The 17,440-nt window shown below is 66.3% G+C and carries 15 protein-coding genes; 9 read left to right on the forward strand and 6 right to left on the reverse strand.

Annotated elements, in window-relative coordinates:
• The first annotated feature begins 64 nt into the window (after window positions 1-64).
• From DCM80_RS19900 to DCM80_RS19915, 4 genes are all read left to right on the forward strand, one after another.
• The gene (locus DCM80_RS19900; protein ID WP_257193250.1) at window positions 65-310 is read left to right on the forward strand and encodes a hypothetical protein; all 246 of its coding nucleotides are present in this window, start codon (window positions 65-67) and stop codon (window positions 308-310) included.
• A 206-nt stretch (window positions 311-516) separates the two neighbouring features.
• Window positions 517-2,253, forward strand: coding sequence for a methyl-accepting chemotaxis protein (locus DCM80_RS19905; RefSeq protein ID WP_257193251.1), 1,737 nt, complete (start codon window positions 517-519; stop codon window positions 2,251-2,253).
• Between the two features lie 193 nt (window positions 2,254-2,446).
• Window positions 2,447-4,417, forward strand: coding sequence for a methyl-accepting chemotaxis protein (locus DCM80_RS19910; protein WP_257193252.1), 1,971 nt, complete (start codon window positions 2,447-2,449; stop codon window positions 4,415-4,417).
• A gap of 280 nt (window positions 4,418-4,697) precedes the next feature.
• A complete protein-coding gene (locus tag DCM80_RS19915; RefSeq protein WP_257193253.1) occupies window positions 4,698-6,386 on the forward strand; it encodes a methyl-accepting chemotaxis protein in 1,689 nt (562 codons plus the stop codon).
• Between the two features lie 6 nt (window positions 6,387-6,392).
• Here DCM80_RS19915 and DCM80_RS19920 read toward each other — a convergent pair whose 3' ends face one another.
• The 6 genes from DCM80_RS19920 to DCM80_RS19945 form a co-directional block, all read right to left on the reverse strand.
• Complete coding sequence (locus tag DCM80_RS19920) at window positions 6,393-9,110, reverse strand: DUF2339 domain-containing protein (RefSeq protein WP_257193255.1); 2,718 nt, start codon at window positions 9,108-9,110, stop codon at window positions 6,393-6,395.
• 51 nt (window positions 9,111-9,161) lie between these two features.
• Window positions 9,162-10,130 (reverse strand): NAD regulator, encoded by a 969-nt coding sequence (locus DCM80_RS19925; RefSeq protein WP_257193257.1) that lies wholly within the window; start codon window positions 10,128-10,130, stop codon window positions 9,162-9,164.
• A gap of 220 nt (window positions 10,131-10,350) precedes the next feature.
• Entirely contained in the window at window positions 10,351-10,857 is a 507-nt protein-coding gene (locus DCM80_RS19930) for a tyrosine phosphatase family protein (protein WP_028134924.1), read from the reverse strand.
• Between the two features lie 166 nt (window positions 10,858-11,023).
• Window positions 11,024-11,638 (reverse strand): HD family hydrolase, encoded by a 615-nt coding sequence (locus DCM80_RS19935; protein WP_257193258.1) that lies wholly within the window; start codon window positions 11,636-11,638, stop codon window positions 11,024-11,026.
• The gene (locus tag DCM80_RS19940; protein WP_257193260.1) at window positions 11,635-12,261 is read right to left on the reverse strand and encodes a DNA-3-methyladenine glycosylase I; all 627 of its coding nucleotides are present in this window, start codon (window positions 12,259-12,261) and stop codon (window positions 11,635-11,637) included. Before DCM80_RS19940 ends, DCM80_RS19935 begins: the two co-directional genes overlap by 4 nt.
• On the reverse strand, window positions 12,258-13,133 hold the full coding sequence (locus DCM80_RS19945; protein ID WP_257193262.1) for a folate-binding protein YgfZ: 876 nt from the start codon (window positions 13,131-13,133) through the stop codon (window positions 12,258-12,260). Before DCM80_RS19945 ends, DCM80_RS19940 begins: the two co-directional genes overlap by 4 nt.
• 101 nt (window positions 13,134-13,234) lie before the next feature.
• Here DCM80_RS19945 and DCM80_RS19950 point away from each other — a divergent pair, with 101 nt between their 5' ends.
• From DCM80_RS19950 to DCM80_RS19970, 5 genes are all read left to right on the forward strand, one after another.
• On the forward strand, window positions 13,235-14,569 hold the full coding sequence (locus DCM80_RS19950) for a dihydroorotase (protein WP_257193263.1): 1,335 nt from the start codon (window positions 13,235-13,237) through the stop codon (window positions 14,567-14,569).
• Between the two features lie 166 nt (window positions 14,570-14,735).
• A complete protein-coding gene (locus DCM80_RS19955; protein WP_257193264.1) occupies window positions 14,736-15,605 on the forward strand; it encodes a sulfurtransferase in 870 nt (289 codons plus the stop codon).
• Between the two features lie 98 nt (window positions 15,606-15,703).
• On the forward strand, window positions 15,704-16,396 hold the full coding sequence (locus tag DCM80_RS19960) for an RNA polymerase sigma factor (protein ID WP_257193265.1): 693 nt from the start codon (window positions 15,704-15,706) through the stop codon (window positions 16,394-16,396).
• Between the two features lie 85 nt (window positions 16,397-16,481).
• Complete coding sequence (locus DCM80_RS19965) at window positions 16,482-17,015, forward strand: DUF4142 domain-containing protein (protein ID WP_257193267.1); 534 nt, start codon at window positions 16,482-16,484, stop codon at window positions 17,013-17,015.
• A 13-nt stretch (window positions 17,016-17,028) separates the two neighbouring features.
• Window positions 17,029-17,346: a cupredoxin domain-containing protein gene (locus tag DCM80_RS19970; RefSeq protein ID WP_257197982.1), complete on the forward strand. Its 318-nt coding sequence runs from the start codon at window positions 17,029-17,031 to the stop codon at window positions 17,344-17,346.
• Window positions 17,347-17,440: the final 94 nt, after the last annotated feature.

Here is a 17,440-nt window from a genome sequence, read left to right on the forward strand (position 1 = left end):
GGTAGCGGTTCGCGCTTCAGTTTGCGTACGGCCGGGGGGCGCGGCCCGATAAAAGGGTTCAACGATGTCGCTGTACTTCTTCCGCATCAGTACCGGTCGCTATTCCGGCGCCGCCGACCAGCCATATGAGTTCGAGGATCGCGCGGCCGCCTGGACCGAGATGACGGAGGTCTGCGCCAATTTGCTCGGCGGCATCGCGCGCAGCCTGAAGCCGAACGCCGAGTGGTGCATGGAGTTGCTCGACGAGAACAAGAAGCCGGTCTTCCGCATCAGCCTCGTCGGCGAGAGCGCCGAATGCAAGGCCACCTGAACCCAACCTTCAGCTGCAATTGACAACCAAGGCGAGAGAAATTGTGCTCCCGCTCAACCGCTTGGCGTAAAGATCAGTATTTCTGCGAGGGGTCTGGTTAACCGAATCGGAATGTGAGGCGCTCAATTTTTGGGCAAGGGCGCAATCAACGCCAAGGGCAGCCGGCAAGGACTCGGCTGCGCATTTCCTTCGGGGGAAATATACCCATGTTGAGCCTTGCTCGAAATTTGAGGATCGGGACCAAGCTGGCGATCGCTTCGGCGCTCGGGGTGTTCCTGGTCGGCGCCATGATCGCAAGTCAGATGCTCGGCAATGCGAGCATCCGGGAGAGCAGCCAGAGCGCGCTTGCGCAGCAGCAGATCGCGCGCGACGCAGTTGAGGCCGAGGTGACAGTTCGCGGCATGCAGCTCGCCGTACGCGACCTTCGTCTCGCCAATAGCTCGGCCGACATTCAAAAGGCCACCACGAGCCTGGGCGACCAGCAGAAATCGACGAACCTGCTGGTCGATCAGATGCTGAAGCTTTCTCAAGAGCCCGAGAATCGCGCTCGCATGGAGAAACTGAGATCGCTGGCCGCCAACTACGCAAAGGCGGCGCAGCAGATCGCGGGCGTGCGCGGCGAAGCCTTGGCCGCCGGCGGTACGGACGGGCCGGCGCGTGCTGCCAAGCTCAATGAAGACGTCATTCGCATCGCACGCGAGGTGACCCTGCCGATCGCCGGCGAGCTCGATGTGCTGATCGGTCAGATTGCCGATTACGCGAGACACAAATCCGACGAGAAAAATGCTGCGTCCGCTGCCCAGATGAAATCGAGCGAGCAGCTTGCGATCCTGGTCGGCGCACTCGCCATGCTCGTCCTCGTCGGCTCCTGGCTGATGTCGTTCGTGACCATCGCCCGCCCCATTCGGGCACTCACCGTGGCCATGGACAGGCTCGCCGGCGGCGATTTCTCGGTGGTGCTGCCCGGGCTCGGCCGCAAGGACGAGGTCGGCGGCGTCGCTGCGGCCGTCGAGAAATTCAAGATCGTCTCGGAACAGAAGGCGCGCGAAGAGGCCGAGGCCAAGATCAGGCAGGATCAGATCGCGGCCGCGCAGCGCACGGCCGAGATGCACAAGCTTGCTGACGGCTTCGAAGCCGCGATCGGCGAGATCGTCGATACAGTGTCCTCGGCGGCGACCGAACTGGAAGCCTCGGCCTCGACGCTCACATCGACCGCGGCGCGTGGCCAGCAGCTCACCACGATGGTTGCTTCCGCCTCCGAGGAAGCGTCAACCAACGTGCAGTCGGTGGCCTCGGCGACCGAAGAGCTGTCGTCGTCGATCACCGAGATCAGCCGCCAGGTGCAGGAATCCGCTCGCGTCGCGGGCGAAGCGGTGAGCCAGGCCCGCACCACGACCGACCGCGTCGGGGAGCTCTCCGCGGCTGCGGCGCGGATCGGCGACGTGGTCGAGCTGATCAACACCATCGCCGGTCAGACCAATCTCCTGGCGCTCAATGCAACCATCGAGGCCGCGCGCGCCGGCGAGGCCGGCCGCGGCTTTGCCGTCGTCGCCTCCGAGGTCAAGGCGCTCGCCGAGCAGACCGCGAAGGCGACCGGCGAGATCGGCCAGCAGATTGCCAGCATCCAGACCGCCACCGAGCATTCCGTCGGCGCGATCAAGGACATCAGTCACACCATCGAGAAACTGTCGGAGATCTCCTCGACGATCGCGGCTGCCGTCGAAGAGCAGGGCGCGGCGACGCAGGAGATTTCCCGCAACGTGCAGCAGGCGGCGGCAGGCACCCATCAGGTGTCGTCCAACATCACCGACGTGCAGCACGGCGCGAGCGAGACCGGCTCGGCCTCCTCGCAGGTGCTGTCCGCCGCCCAGATGCTGTCCGGCGACAGCAACCGGCTCAAGCTCGAGGTCGAGAAGTTTCTCCGTACCGTACGCGCCGCCTGACGGCGATATTCCTCGGCAGATCTGGTTGCAGCCGCCGTGCGTGATTGTGCGGCGGTTGTGCGCTCGCATGTCCACGCCGCGATCCCGCACTCACGGTTAACCTTCCGGAAAAGCGGCGCAGTCATGATGCCCGCAATTTCCCGGGCGCTGAGTCGCCCTTCGCGTATTGCGTCTTAATCGTTGGAGCACATTCATGAGTGGCATTTCCATTCGCCTCACCCACAAGGTGATGGCGATCGGACTGTTCGGCCTCGTCGGGCTCGCCGCCTTCGGCGCGATCTATCAGATCGGCAGCCTCTCCCAGGACACGTCCCGCGACGCTGCCGAGGACGCGCGCAGGATGTCCGACATGAACCAGCGGATTTCGCAGCAATTGCTCGAAGCGCGCCGCGCCGAGAAGGATTTTCAGCTCCGTCGCGATCAATCCTACACCAAACGTCATGCCGAACTTGCGTCCGAGATCGTCCGCAGCCTCGATAGCCTGGGCAATGCGACGCGTGCGGCCGGATACGCGGACATTGGCGGGAAGGTGTCGCAGGCTCGCGCCGGGTTCGAAAGATACGTGAAGGAGTTTGCGGCCCTCGAGAAGGCGGAGGTCAAGCTTGGGTTGAACGAAACCCTGGGCCTGTCGGGTTCGCTCCGCTCCGCGGTCCACGACATCGAGACCAAGCTCAAGGAAGTCGACGATCCCAGGCTCACCAGCGGCATGCTCATGATGCGCCGCCACGAGAAGGACTTCATGCTGCGCCGGGACGGGAAATATCTCGAGGCGCACAAGAAGACCGCCGCGGAGTTCGCCAAGCAAGTCGAGGCACCGACGATTCCTTCGGCGCTCAAGGCGGACATCGGCAAGAAGCTCGCCAAGTACGAGGCTGACTTCATGGCATGGGCAGCCGGCGCGCAGGACCTGGCCCTGCACGGCTCTGCCATGTCCAAGGAATTCCGCACCATCGAACCGGTCCTCGAAGATATCGAAAAGAACGTCGGGCAGCGCTATGTCACGGCGCAGGCCGCCGAAGCATCGACGCGAGCCTCGATCAAGCTATGGATGTGGGTCGCGCTCGGATGCTCGATCCTGCTGGTGGGAGGTGTGGCCTTCTTCGTCGGCCGCTCGATCTCGACCGCACTGATCACCATGGTACGGGCGATGACCGGCCTGGCGAATGGCGACACCTCCGTCGTGATTCCCGGCCTCGGCCGCAAGGACGAGATCGGCGAGATGGCAGGCGCCGTCGCGGTCTTCAAGACCAACATGGCGGAGGCGGAGCGCCTCCGCGCCGAACAGGCCGAGGCTGATGCGCGCATCCGGCAGCAGCGCAAGGCCGACATGCAGCGGCTCGCCGATACGTTCGAGGGCGCGGTCGGCGAGATCATCGAGACGGTGTCTTCGGCGGCGACCGAACTCGAGGCGTCGTCGAACACGCTGACCCACACCGCCGAGCGCGGCAACGGGCTTGCCACCGCCGTGGCGGCGGCCTCGGAGGAGGCGTCCGCCAACGTGCAGTCGGTGTCGTCCGCGAGCGAGGAGCTGACCTCTTCCGTCACCGAGATCGGCCGTCAGGTGCAGGAATCCGCACGCGTCGCCGACGTCGCCGTCGAGCAGGCCCAGCGTACCAATTCGCGGGTCGCCGAGCTGACGAAAGCCGCCTCCCGCATCGGCGACGTGGTCGAACTGATCAACACCATCGCCGCACAGACCAATCTCCTGGCCCTCAACGCAACCATCGAGGCGGCGCGGGCGGGCGAGGCCGGCAAGGGTTTTGCGGTGGTCGCGACCGAAGTGAAGGCGCTCGCCGAGCAGACCGCGAAAGCGACCGGCGAGATCGGTCAGCACATCGGCGCGATCCAGGCTGCGACGGAAGAGTCCGTCGGCGCAATCAAGGAGATCGGCGACACCATCGCGAAGATGTCGGAGATCTCGTCGACCATCGCAGCCGCGGTGGAGGAGCAGGGCGCCGCCACGCAGGAGATTTCGCGCAACATCCAGCACGCCGCGCAGGGGACCTCCGCCGTCTCGTCGAACATCGCCGAGGTCCAGCGAGGCGCCGGCGAGACCGGAGCCGCCTCGGCGCAGGTGCATTCGGCCGCGAAGTCGCTGTCGCAGGAGAGCAACCGGCTCAAGAGCGAGGTCGCGCGCTTCCTGGAGACGGTGCGGGCGGCCTGAGCCGCCGGCCATCCTTGCTCGAAACGGCCGGGGCGGTGCCGTGGTATGGCGCTGCGCGATCGCTGCCGTCCCGCACAGATGGTTGCGGAACATATAAAGGCGGCGCTGCCGAATTCCGTAATTCAACGTAGCTTCCTGTTAACGCCTGTTTGCAAGTATGGGCGCAATCTTACGGGATAAGAACCAGCCAGCATTGTTGAACTGACCTCCGCGGTCGTCCATCGGGACGCTTGTGGCGCAGGTGACGTGTGCGTTGCCAGGCTTCGTTAGGATTTGTGTGATGTCGAAACTGTCGATCGTGTTCAAGCTCTTGACCGTGTTGTCGGTCCTCGTTCTCTCGCTCGCCGGCGTCGGCGTGACGGCGATCGGCACCATGCAGAACATCAACGCCCACACGGTCGAGATCGCGGAGAGCTGGCTGCCGAGCGTGCGCGCGCTCGGCTCCATGCGCGCCGACATCAACGAGCTGCGCGTCGTCCTGCGCCTGCACCTGATGCAGGAGAGCATTGAAGGCAAGGACGCCGCCGAGAAGCGCATGGCCCCGCTACGCGAGCGCATCGAGAAGACGCGCAAGGTCTACGAAGGCCTGATTACGTTGCCGGAGGAACGCCAGATCTATGAACAATGGACCAAGGCCTGGGCCGACTACCTGAACGGGGTTCAGGAGACGATGGCGCTGTCGCGCAAGACTCCCGGCCGCTTTCCGACGGAGGCCAACGAACTGTTGCAGACCAAGGTCGCGAAGATGGCTCAGGCGGCGGATCCCCTGCTCCTGAAGAGCATCGAGCTCAACAACAGCGGCGCCGAAGCTGAAACGAAGGAGGCGGCCGACAGCTACGCCACCATCTTCCGCGTGCTCGTCGGCATCATCGTTGCAGCCGTCGTGATCGCGATCGCCGCCGCCTACTATCTCGTGCGTGACGTCTCTCGCGGCATCGCCTCCATCATCCGTCCGATGCAGTCTCTCGGCGAGGGCGACCTCTCGGCCGAGGTGCCGCATCGTGGCGAGAAGACCGAGATCGGTTCGATGGCGGATGCGCTGCAGATCTTCAAGGAGGCGCTGATCGCCAAGAAGGCCGCCGACGAGGCTGCCGCGCGCGACGCCGAGGCCAAGATCGAGCGCGGCCGCCGCGTCGATGCCATCACGCGCAATTTCGAGGTCATGATCGGCGAGGTCGTCGAGACCGTGTCGTCGGCCTCGACCGAGCTCGAGGCTTCGGCGGCCACGCTGAGCGGTACGGCGCAGCGCGGCCAGCAGCTCGCAACCGTCGTTGCGGCCGCGTCCGAGGAAGCCTCCACCAACGTCCAGGCCGTGGCGTCCGCCTCGGAAGAGCTGTCGTCCTCCATCACCGAGATCAGCCGCCGCGTGCAGGATTCGGCGCGGATGGCTGCGGAAGCGGTCGAGCAGGCGGCGCGGACCAACGACCGCGTCAACGCGCTGTCGCAGGCGGCCTCCCGCATCGGCGACGTCGTCGAGCTCATCAACACCATCGCGGGCCAGACCAACCTGCTGGCGCTGAACGCGACCATCGAGGCGGCGCGCGCCGGCGAAGCCGGCCGCGGCTTTGCCGTCGTCGCATCCGAGGTCAAGGCGCTGGCCGAGCAGACCGCCAAGGCGACCGGCGAGATCGGGGCGCAGGTCGCGGGGATTCAGACCGCGACGCAGGAATCCGTCAGCGCCATCCAGGAGATCGGCGGCACCATCGAGCGGCTGTCCGAGGTGGCCTCGGCCATCGCCGCCGCTGTCGAGGAGCAGGGCGCCGCGACGCAGGAGATTTCGCGCAACGTCCAGCAGGCCGCTCTCGGCACCCAGGAGGTCTCCTCCAACATCACCAACGTGCAGCGCGGCGCGATCGACACGGGATCGGCCTCGGGCGAGGTGCTTTCGGCTGCGAAGTCACTGGCGACCGACAGCACCCGCCTCAAGGTCGAGGTCGCGCAGTTCCTGGAATCGGTCCGCGCGGCCTGAAACGGTTCAGCTGCTGGTCGGCGCGGCCGGCGGCGGCACCACCTGCCGCCGGAACAGGATGCGCTGGTACAGCCAGCCGATCGCCACCAGCACGACGCCGAGGCCCATGAACGACAGCGCGCGGTAGACGCCTGTCAGCGTCCACACGTCGATGGCGAAGGCCTTGAGGATGGTCAGGGCGATGACGGCGGCAGAGGCCAGCCGCGCACGCTCCGAATTGAACAGGATCCCCGCGCCGAGCAGCACCACCCCGAACGCCAGCCAGCCGATCGAATAGGTATATTGCTCCGCGCTCGTGGTGCCGCCGTAGAGCAGCACCGGGCCGTGATAGAAGCGGCGGATCTCCAGCGTCACGTAGCTGAGCGCGAACACCAGCGCGCCGCCGGCGATCGTGTTGGCGTAGGCGACGGAGCGGTGGCCCGCCACCGCATAGGACAGCAGCAGCATTAGCACCGCCGGCAGCGCGTAGCCGAGCAGCAGCAGGTTGAAGACGAGGCCGCCGACATTGACGCTGGAGAGCACCATCGGATTCTCTAGGATCAAGAGACCGAACAATGCGATGAATCCGGCAATCGCCGTGAGCACGACGGCGCCGACATTGTGCACGATGCTCTGGCTCCTCAGCCGCAAGCGCTCCAGTCCGATCGCCATCGCGAGCGTGACGCAGACCTGCAGCGCGAATTCGAGCAGCGAGGGGCCGGCCGTCATGCGGCCACCGGTCGCAAAGTGCCGGATCTCCATGAAGGCGAGCAGCGCGGTGAACAGGATCGCGGCCGTCTCGACCATGCGCAGCGGCGGATCGTCGGCGCGGCGGCGCAGGAAGATGCTCGCGCCCCAGAACGAGGCCGCCGGCAGGCCGTAGCCCCAGAGCAGCCAGTTGAAGATCGGCGTGGTGCCGACGGCATCGCCGACGATGCGTGGGTCATAGGCGATGCGCGCGGTGACGAGCGCGGCGAAAATGGCTGCGAGCCAGCGCAGGAACGGGATCGGCCGCTGCAGCGAGATCCAGGCGGTGCCGAGCGACATCAGCGCCAGCGCGATCGTCAGCCAGCCCTTTTCCAGCGCGAAGGTCAGCGCCAGCGCCAGCGCACCGAGCGTGCCGGTCGCGAATAAGGCGGTCGAGATCATGCTGCCCGGCCGGGTCTCGCGGCGCGTCAGCGCCTCGGTCGCCGCGCCAAAGCTTGCTGCCAGCAGCACCGCGAGGATCGCAAACGGGATCGAGCGGTCGAGATGGGCGATACGCGCGTAGAGCGCGACCAGGATCGCGATCGGTGTTGCGACCGCAGCAGCCGACCACACCACGGGGATGATCGCCGAGTTCGAGCGGCCCTGCGCCAGGAAGCCGGCAATTCCGAAGCCGGCCGCGAACAGCGCGGCCGTCACCAGATGCAGCGTCACCGAGCTGTCGGTCGCGGCGGGACCGATGCCGGCGATGGGGCCGCCCGGCAGCACCAGCATGTCGGGATTGGCGCGCACCGCCCATTCGGCGAACACGATGAAGACTGTCGCCGCGGCCGCACCGAGCGCGCCGGTCGCCGCCGGCGCGCGCCAGGCGACGAGTAGCGTGCCGCCGACCAGCAGCGCAAACGCGATCAGCGCCAGGTCCGCATGCGCACTCGACAGCACGATCAGCATCGCGCCGAACAGATAGGCACCGAGCGAACCCGACGAGATCGGCTCGATCTCGCCGTCCTCGATTGCAGGCCCGAACATGAAGCCGCAGACGACGAGCAGCGCGGCGAGCACGAAGCCGGCGATGACATGGAAGGCGTGCGGCGCGACCTGGGGCTGCTCGGCGTCGAGACCGGGCAAGAGCCAGAGCACGGCGAAGGCGATCGTGGTGACCGCAAGCCAGCGCCACAGCCGGATGCGGGCGAGGCCGAAGCTCGCGGCGGTGACGACGGCGAGATAGATGTAGAGCGCCCAATAATCGGGCTTGCCGCTGGAGACCAGCACCGGCGTCACGAAGGCGCCGACCACGCCGAGGCCGGCGAGCGCCGGTCCGTGCAGCAGCGCGGCAGCGAGCGTGCACATCGCCACGATGCCGAGCAGCACGAAGGCGGTGGCGGGTACCAGGAAGCCGTAGAGCGCGTAGGCGGCATAGATGGTGGCGAACGCCACTGCCGTTCCGGCCGCGGTGAGGATCGCCGGGATGTTGGCGATCGGCAGCGCTGCGATGTTGGAGATGCTCTCCTTGCGCCGGGTCCATTCGCCGGCGCCCAGCAGCGCGGCGGCGAACAGGCCGCCCAGGAACACGCGCACGCCGGGGCCGAGAAGACCGGCCTCGATCGAATAGCGCACCATGAAGAAGCCGCCGAGCGCGAGCGCAAGGCCGCCGATCCACACCACCCAGCGCGTGCCGAGCTGCTCCTCGAAGCCGGGTTCTCGAATATCGGGCGCGGGCGCAGGCAGGGGAGGCGGTGCCTCGGCGGAGACGCTCGCCGCGAGCGGCGGCGGGGAGGCCTGTTCGGTGTCGAGCGGAGGCGGCGCCGGCTCGGCTTCAGGCGCAAGCGGCCGCTCGGCCGCCATCGCCGCAGGAGCAGGCGCCTGCTCCTGCACCGGCATCAGCGGCGGCGGCTGCACCGGCCGTTGCGCGTAAGACATCGCTTCGAGTGCGTTCAATCGCCGGCGCAGCTCGGCCGCCTGGCTGGAGGCCTTGATGGCGATCAGGAAGGCGACGATCGCGATGATCAGCGCAAAGACGTCAAACGGGCCGTCGAACATGAAGCCTCCAGGCGACCGGCGGGCAGGGGCCGATCGCGCAAATCTCAGGATCTAGCGCCGGGAGCGTACGCGCAAGCCCGGTGCGGGCCGCTCCTGAAGCACATCGCGGCGGAAGCGGTAGAGCGCCGCCGGCCGTCCGCCCGTCTGTGTCGACATCACCCCGGTCGGTTCGACCAAGGCCTCCATTTCGACCAGGCGGCGGAAATTCTGCTTGTGCAGATGCCGGCCGGAGATCGCCTCCACCGTATGCTGCAGTTCGGTAAGTGTGAATTCGGGCGGCAAAAGTTCAAACACGACAGGACGATACTTCAGTTTTGCACGCAGCCGCGCGATCGCCGTGGCGAGAATCCGGCGATGGTCGAACCGCATCGAGGTCCCGAGCGGAGGCAGCGTCTTGCGCGCTAATGCCGCAGGGCGGCCGTCGCGCCGCGCTTCCTCGACCAGCCCGGCCTCGTACAGCAGCTCGTAGCGGTCGAGCACGCGCTCTTCGTCCCAGGCCGCTCCCTCGAGGCCGAAACAGAACCGCACGCGATCCTTGCGCGGCAGCGTGCGAATCGTCTCCGGCGTCTCCTCCGCGGCCCACTCGGTCAGCGCAGGGATGATGTCGCGGGCGATGATCGCCGGCGGCTCTTCGCGCCAGTCTTCCCAGGGGAAGAAGCGATACCATGGCGCGAAGCTCGCCGCGTTGGCCGCGAGCTCGCCATCCACCGCACGCGTCAGCGCGAGATAGCCGATCGACACCATATGCGCCCCGGTGTCGCCGGCCTCGGCATGACGGCCGCGATCGCCGAAGGTGTAGAGCTGCTCGACATAGCCAAGCCGCAGGCCGGCCTGCTCCTCGACCCAGGCGCGCAGGCCGATCTCGAAGGTGCGGTGCGCGAGCGCGTCGAACGGGCCGAACGGCAGGCCGGCCAGCCCGTCACTGCCGCGCGCGGTCAGGATCAGCGGCTCATGGCCCTCGATCGCGACGATCGCCGCGGTCAGGCCGATCTCGATCGGCGTCAGGAGCGTCTCGCTCATGCGGGGATGATCGCAGGTGATGAGGGAGAGATATGCCAATCGATTACGGCGGGTTCTCCGCGGGCACGCTGCAACTTCTCCCGCTTGCGGTAGAGGTCGGCGCGTAGCGCCGGGAGAGGGCTTTCTCCTCTAGGGGGCTGTCCCGATGCGGAGACACCCTCTCCCCAGCCCTCTCCCGCTAGCGGGAGAGGGGGCGCACCTATCTTGTGGCGCCCCACGCTCATTCGAGCTCGATCACGAAGGGGCGGCCCTCGACCATCATCGCGCCCGGGCCGATCTCGTCGAGCGCGCGCAGCATGCGGCCGTTGCGGCCGAGGGCGCGGTCGGCAAGGCCGACGATGCGCCGGTTCGGCGAGGCGATCGGCGAGGCCGCGCGGATCTTCCTGGCGATCTCGAGTTCGTCGCGGTTTGGATTGAGCGCGCAGACCGCCGCAAACGCGCTCGCAGTGGAGCGGCTGATGCCGGCATAGCAATGGACCACGAGCGGTGCGCTGCGGTCCCAGCCACGGACGAAGTTCAGCACCAGATCGATATGCGCCTCGGACGGTGCGACGAACCCGTCCAGCTCCTCGGTGATGTCGTCCATCGACACCTTGAGATGATTGGCCGGCAGCACCGAGACCGGCCGCGCCACCTGCTCGACATTGGCCATCACGGTCAGCACATGGCTGGCCCCGGTGAGACGGACGGTTTCGGGAAGCGCGGCGAGGGAACAGACGTGGATCATGGCGGCCCTTTTTCTTGATTATAGCCGCGGCCCGTAGAGTGGGCAAAGGCGCGTGGCGCCGTGCCCACGACCTTTCTCAATCGCAAGAGGTGGTGGGCACGCTTCCGCCTTCGCTCTTCGAGCTACGGCGGACAAGTCACTTTGCCCACCTACGAAGGGAGGACGCCTACGCAAACACCGCGCCAAACCGCTCCAGAAACTGCTTCTCGGCCCGGGCCGCGGTCCAGGGCGTCAGGTAGTCGCGCCGGACGCTGTCGGTGAGGCCGGGATCCCTGCCGAACAGGCGCCTTGCCTCGCTTTCGCTGAAGCCGGCAAGCTCGGTCGCTTCCAGATAGGCCGCGCCGCGATCGGCGGCCTTGATGGCCTGCGTGATCTCCTCCGGTAGCACCGGCGGCAGTCCGAAGCGGATATGGATGGCGCCGAGCAGGCGTTTCTCCACGGCCTTGTAATGGCCGTCGAGCACCGCCTTGAACGGCGAGATCATGTCGCCGATCACATATTCCGGCGCATCGTGCAGCAATGCGGCGAGCCGCATGCGCTGATCGGCGCGCGGCATCTCGTGCCGCAGCACGGTCTCCACCAGCAGCGTGTGCTGTGCCACCGAGAAGATTTGCGCGCCGATGGTCTGCCCGTTCCAGCGCGCGACGCGCGCCAGCCCGTGCGCGATGTCGGCGATCTCGATATCGAGCGGGGAGGGATCGAGCAGATCGAGCCGCCGGCCCGACAGCATGCGCTGCCAGGCGCGGGACTGCGCTTCGCGCGCGGTCTTCTTCGCGGTCATCTGGCCTTGAGGCGCGGCTTGCGCTGCGTCCTGCCGCAGGTCGCGTGGCAATGGCAGTCGACGAGATGGTCGTTGACCATGCCGGTCGCCTGCATGAAGGCATAGACGATGGTCGGGCCGACGAACTTGAAGCCGCGCGAGGACAGCTCCTTGGAGATCTGCACCGACAGCGGCGTCGAGGTGGGCACGCTCGCGGTGGTCTTGAACTTGTTGACCAGCGGCCTTCCGTCCATGAAGTCCCACAGCAGCTTCGAGAAGCCCGGGCCTTTCTCCATGATGTCGAGATACGACTTGGCGCTGAGGATCGCGCCGTCGATCTTGGCCTTGTTGCGCACGATGCCGGCATCGTTCATCAGTGCGTGGACCTTCTTGGCGTTGTATCGCGCGATCTTCTCCGGCTGGAAATCGTCGAAGGCTTTGCGGAAATTGTCGCGCTTGCGCAGGATCGTGATCCAGGACAGGCCGGCCTGAAAACCGTCGAGCATCAGCTTCTCGTACAGCGCGCGGTCGTCATATTCCGGCACGCCCCATTCGGTGTCGTGATAGGCGACATAGAGCGGATCATCGCCCGGCCAGGGGCAACGTGTCAGGCCGTCGGGATGCAGGCGGGGAGCGCGGCTCATGCGATGGGGTGCTTGGCTGGAATGCGCACGACGTCGGGATCTGCGAGTTTCAAGGCGAGCCCGCCGGCGGTGAGGGGCTGGCCGGCATCGAGCGCGTCCGCGACACGGTCGATGCGCACCAGGGCGATGCCCTTGCCGCCGGACGTCGAGCCGATGGTGCCGACCGGCTTGTCGCCGGCGAGGATGGTCGCGCCGGCTTCGGGCGAGGCGCCGTCGAGCAGCACCTGCACGCTGCGGGTGCGCGCGGTGCCACGGTGCTGCATGCGCGAGACGACCTCCTGGCCGACATAGCAGCCTTTGTCGAAATCGACGCCGGCGAGACGGTCCATGTTGGTCTCGTGCGGAAAGGCGTCGCCGTACATGAAATCGAGCCCGCCGCGCGGCACACCGAGCGCGATGCGGTGCGCCTCGTATTCGGCGACGTCGACCAGGTCGGCGCCGATGAGGTCCGACAGCTTCTGCTTGAGATCCTCGGGAATCAGGATGCGAAGGCCGAGCGCATCGTTGCGCGGGTCGGCGAAGGCAAGGTCCGGCTGCGCCGCAGGCTGGCCGTCCCAGGCCGCGAGCACGCCGAGATCGAGATTTTCCACCGTCACCTTGGCGCGCAGCTTGTAGAATTTCAGCTTGGTGGCGAGGCTATCTGCCAGCGCCTTCGGGCAGTCGATCAGGAACCCGCCGCCATGGCCCGCGGGGACCTCGGTGATCAGAAAATCGACGATGATCTTGCCCTGCGGCGTCAGCAGCGCGCCGAATCGCCCCAGGCCCGGCTTCAGCCTGTCGAGATCGGTCGTGACCAGGCCGTTGAGGAAGTTGCGCGCATCCTCGCCCGCGACCTTGACCACGCCCCGGTCGGGAAGAAACGCTGATTTCATGCGAAAATCTCTTGCGACATGTTGCTCCGGAACGTAAGCCCGCGAGGCATAAACGACAAGACCTCGAGCCCTGCGCTTGGGGACGAGAGAGGCCTTCAGCCATGACCCAGCGCTTCGATGTGATCCTCAAGAATGGCACCGTCGTCAACCAGGACGGCGAGGGTGTTCGCGATATCGGCATCGCCGGTGGCCGCATTGCCGAGCTGGGTCCTTTGTCGCACGCCTCCGCCGCCGAAACGATCGACTGCAAGGGCCTGCACATCCTGCCCGGCGTGATGGACACGCAAGTGCATTTCCGCGAGCCCGGCCTGACGCACAAGGAAGACCTCGAGACCGGTTCGCGCAGCGCCGTGATGGGCGGCGTGACCGCGGTGTTCGAGATGCCGAACACGGCGCCGCTGACGGTGACGGAGGCCGAGTTCACCGACAAGGTGAAGCGCGCCCATCACCGCATGCATTGCGATTTCGCCTTCTTCATCGGCGGCACCCGCGAGAACGTGCAGGATCTGCCGGTGCTGGAGCGCGCGCCCGGCTGTGCCGGCGTCAAGGTGTTCATCGGCTCCTCGACCGGCGCGCTGCTGGTGGAGGACGACGAAAGCCTGCGCCGCATCTTCCAGGTGATCCGCCGCCGCGCCGCGTTCCATGCCGAGGACGAGTACCGCCTCAACGACCGCAAGCCGCTGCGCATCGAGGGCGACGCCCGCTCGCATCCGGTGTGGCGCGACGAAACCGCGGCGCTGATGGCGACGCAGCGTCTGGTCAAGCTCGCGCACGAGACCGGAAGGCGCATTCATGTGCTGCACATCTCCACCAAGGAAGAGATCGAGTTCCTGCGCGACCACAAGGACGTCGCATCCTGCGAGGCGACGCCGCACCATCTCACGCTGGCCGCGCCCGAATGCTATGAGCGGCTCGGCACGCTGGCGCAGATGAATCCGCCCGTGCGCGGCGCCGATCACCGCGCCGGGATCTGGCGCGGCATCGAGCAGGGCATCATCGACGTGCTCGGCTCCGACCACGCCCCGCATACGCTGGAGGAGAAGCAGAAGACCTATCCGGCCTCGCCCTCCGGCATGACCGGCGTGCAGACGCTGGTGCCGCTGATGCTCGACCACGTCAACGCGGGCCGGCTCTCGCTGGCGCGCTTCGTCGACCTCACCAGCGCCGGTCCCGCGCGCCTCTACAACATGGCCTGCAAGGGCCGCATCGCCGCCGGCTACGACGCCGACTTCACCATCGTCGACCTCAAGCGCAGCGAGACCATCACCAATCAATGGGTGGCGTCGAAGGCCGGCTGGACGCCTTATGACGGGTTGCGCGTCACCGGCTGGCCCGTCGGCACCTTCATCCGCGGCCGCCGCGTGATGTGGCAGGGCGAGCTGGTGACGCCCGCGCAGGGCGAGGCGGTGCGGTTTCTGGAGACGCTGAAGCCGTAAGGCAAGAATTGCGCCGCTCCATCGCTGTCATGCCCCGCGTAGGCGGGGCATCCAGTACGCCGCGGCCTCTCGATTCAAGCTCTGCCACCTCTGGAATACTGGATTGCCCGCCTTCGCGGGCAATGACAGTGTGCCACGAAGCACAAGCGCAAATTGGGAGAGAACAATGTCCCAGCCAACGGCCCTCATCACTACTGAGCAGCTCGCCGCCATTCTCGGCGATCCCAACCTGCGCCTGTACGACTGCACGACCTACAACGAGCCGGTACCGCCCGGCAGCGACGTGCCGTACCGCGCGGTGCCAGGCGATAAGACGTTTGCGGCTGGCCACATTCCGGGCGCCGATTTCCTCGATTTGCAAGGCGAGTTCTCCGACACCTCGTCGCAACAATTCTTCATGATGCCCGATGTCGTCCAGCTGGAGGCCGCCTTCGGCCGGCACGGCCTCGATGCGGGCAAGACCGTCGTGCTCTACAGCATCGGCACCACGATGTGGGCGACACGGTTCTGGTGGATGCTGCGCTCGCTCGGCGTCGATGCGCTGGTGCTCGACGGCGGCTTCGACAAATGGAAGCAGGAGGGACGGCCGGTCGCAACAGGCGCACCGGAAGGCTATCCGGCCACGACCTTCAAGGCCGCGCCGCGCGCCGGCTTCTTCGTCGACAAGGATGTGGTGAAGGCGCGGATCGGCGATCCCTCGACCATGATCGTCAATGCGCTTGGGCCGCAGTTTCATCGCGGCCTCGAGCCGAGCCGCTACGGCCGGCCCGGCCGTATTCCCGGCAGCGTCAACGTGTCGGCTGCGACGCTCGTCAATGCCGACAAGACGTTGACGACGCTTGCCGATGCCGAAGCCAAGTTCACTGCGGCGGGCCTCACGCGCGACAAGAATGTGATTCTGTATTGCGGCGGCGGCATCTCGGCGACGATCGATTTGTTTCTGCTGACGCAGCTCGGCTACGACAAGCTGACGCTCTACGACGCCTCGATGGGCGAATGGGCGCGGGATCCGGCGCTGCCGATCGAGACGGATTAGCTCCAGGAGAGGGGTGAGAGCCGTGGCTCAGAAATCCGGGAACCTTTTCCTTTCGCCTGCATCCAACGTCCGGAACCAATGGAGATAGGTTACCCGCCATGCCAGGGACCGCAGCCGGCCTGACCACCGGCATCAGGACGTCGGAAGCCGAGCTGATCGAGCGCGCGCGGCGCCGCGAGGAGGCCGCGCTCCGCGAGATCATGCAGGCCAACAACCGCAGGCTCTACCGCCTCGCCCGCGGCATCCTGCGCAGTGACAGCGAAACCGAGGACGTGGTGCAGGAGACCTATGTCCGCGCCTTCACGCATCTCGACGGTTTTCTCGGTGACGCCGCGCTGTCGACCTGGTTGTCGCGCATCGCGATTAACGAAGCGCTCGGGCGCCTGCGCAGTCGGAGGCCGCAGGTCGAACTGGGATCGGTGCCGGAGGCAACGCTCGAAGCCCAGATCATCAAGTTTCCCGTTTCGACCGCCGCCACCGATCCGGAAAAATCCATGGCCCAACGCGAGATCCAGCGCGTCGTCGAACATGCGATCGATGAATTGCCCGATGCCTTCCGCATGGTCTTCATCGCGCGCGTGATGGAGGGGATGAGCATGGAGGAGACCGCCGAGCTGCTCGGCATCAAGCCGGAAACCGTCAAGACGCGGTTGCACCGTGCGCGCGCATTGCTGCGCGAGAACGTCGAGAAGAAGATCGGCCCCGTCGTGATGGACGCATTTCCGTTCGCCGGGCAGCGCTGCGAGCGCCTGACCGAGGCCGTGCTCAGGCGCCTCGGTGTCGGCGCATGATTTTTCGGGAACGTTTGCGCAAAATGCCCATCCAATCCCTGTGAAGCAACGCCGGCCCACGCCGGCACCACAGGAGCATCAAGCCATGTTCACCCGAACGAGCGCGGCGATCGCCGCGGCATTTCTGTTGTCCAGTCCCGCGCTGTTGCAAAGCGCCGGCGCAGCCGACAAGCCCACCGATCCGCAGATCGCTCACATCGCCTACACCGCGGGCGTGATCGACATCAACGCCGCCAAGCAGGCGCAGAAGAAGGCCAAGAACAAGGACGTCAAGGCGTTTGCCGAGGACATGCTGCGCGACCACGAGGCCGTCAACCAGCAGGCGCTCGCGCTGGTGAAGAAGCTGAACGTCACCCCCGAAGACAACGACACCAGCAAGGCGCTGTCCAAGCAGGCCAGCGACAAGCTCGCCGAGCTCGACAAGCTGAGCGGTGCTGCTTTCGACAAGGCCTATGTCGCCAACGAGGTCGCCTTCCACAAGCAGGTCAACGGCGCGCTGGAGGCCCAGCTGATTCCGTCGGCCGGCAATGCCGAGCTGAAGAGCCTGCTGCAGACCGGCCTGAAGATTTTTCAGGGCCATCAGCAGCACGCCGAGCATGTCGCGGCCGAGCTGAAATAAGGAGGATGCGATGATGTCGGGGCAGCCGTGTTCGCTTCCTGTCGCGCTCGTCTTGGCGGCGATGGTCGTCCCGGCGCACGCCGCGACGATCGAGATCACGATGGAGAACCTCGTGATCTCGCCGGCCGAGATATCAGCCAAGGTCGGCGATACCGTCACCTGGATCAACAAGGACGTCTTCGCCCATACCGCCACCGCGAAGAACGGTGACTTCGACGTGACGCTGCCGCCGAAGAGATCGGCGACATCGGTTCTGAAGAAGACGGGAACGGTCGAATATTACTGCCGCTATCATCCCAACATGAAAGCGACGCTCAAGGTCGAGCCGTGAGGAGGGAGCGCGTTCCCGAGCCCGGCAGGAACATCTCCCGGCCGTTGCGAGACTAATGCTTGTCGGGGGGAAGCGGCTTCCGTGCGACAATGCC

Origin of the sequence: Bradyrhizobium sp. WBOS08 (genome assembly GCF_024585125.1) — a bacterium.
Taxonomy (GTDB): Bacteria; Pseudomonadota; Alphaproteobacteria; order Rhizobiales; family Xanthobacteraceae; genus Bradyrhizobium; species Bradyrhizobium japonicum_B.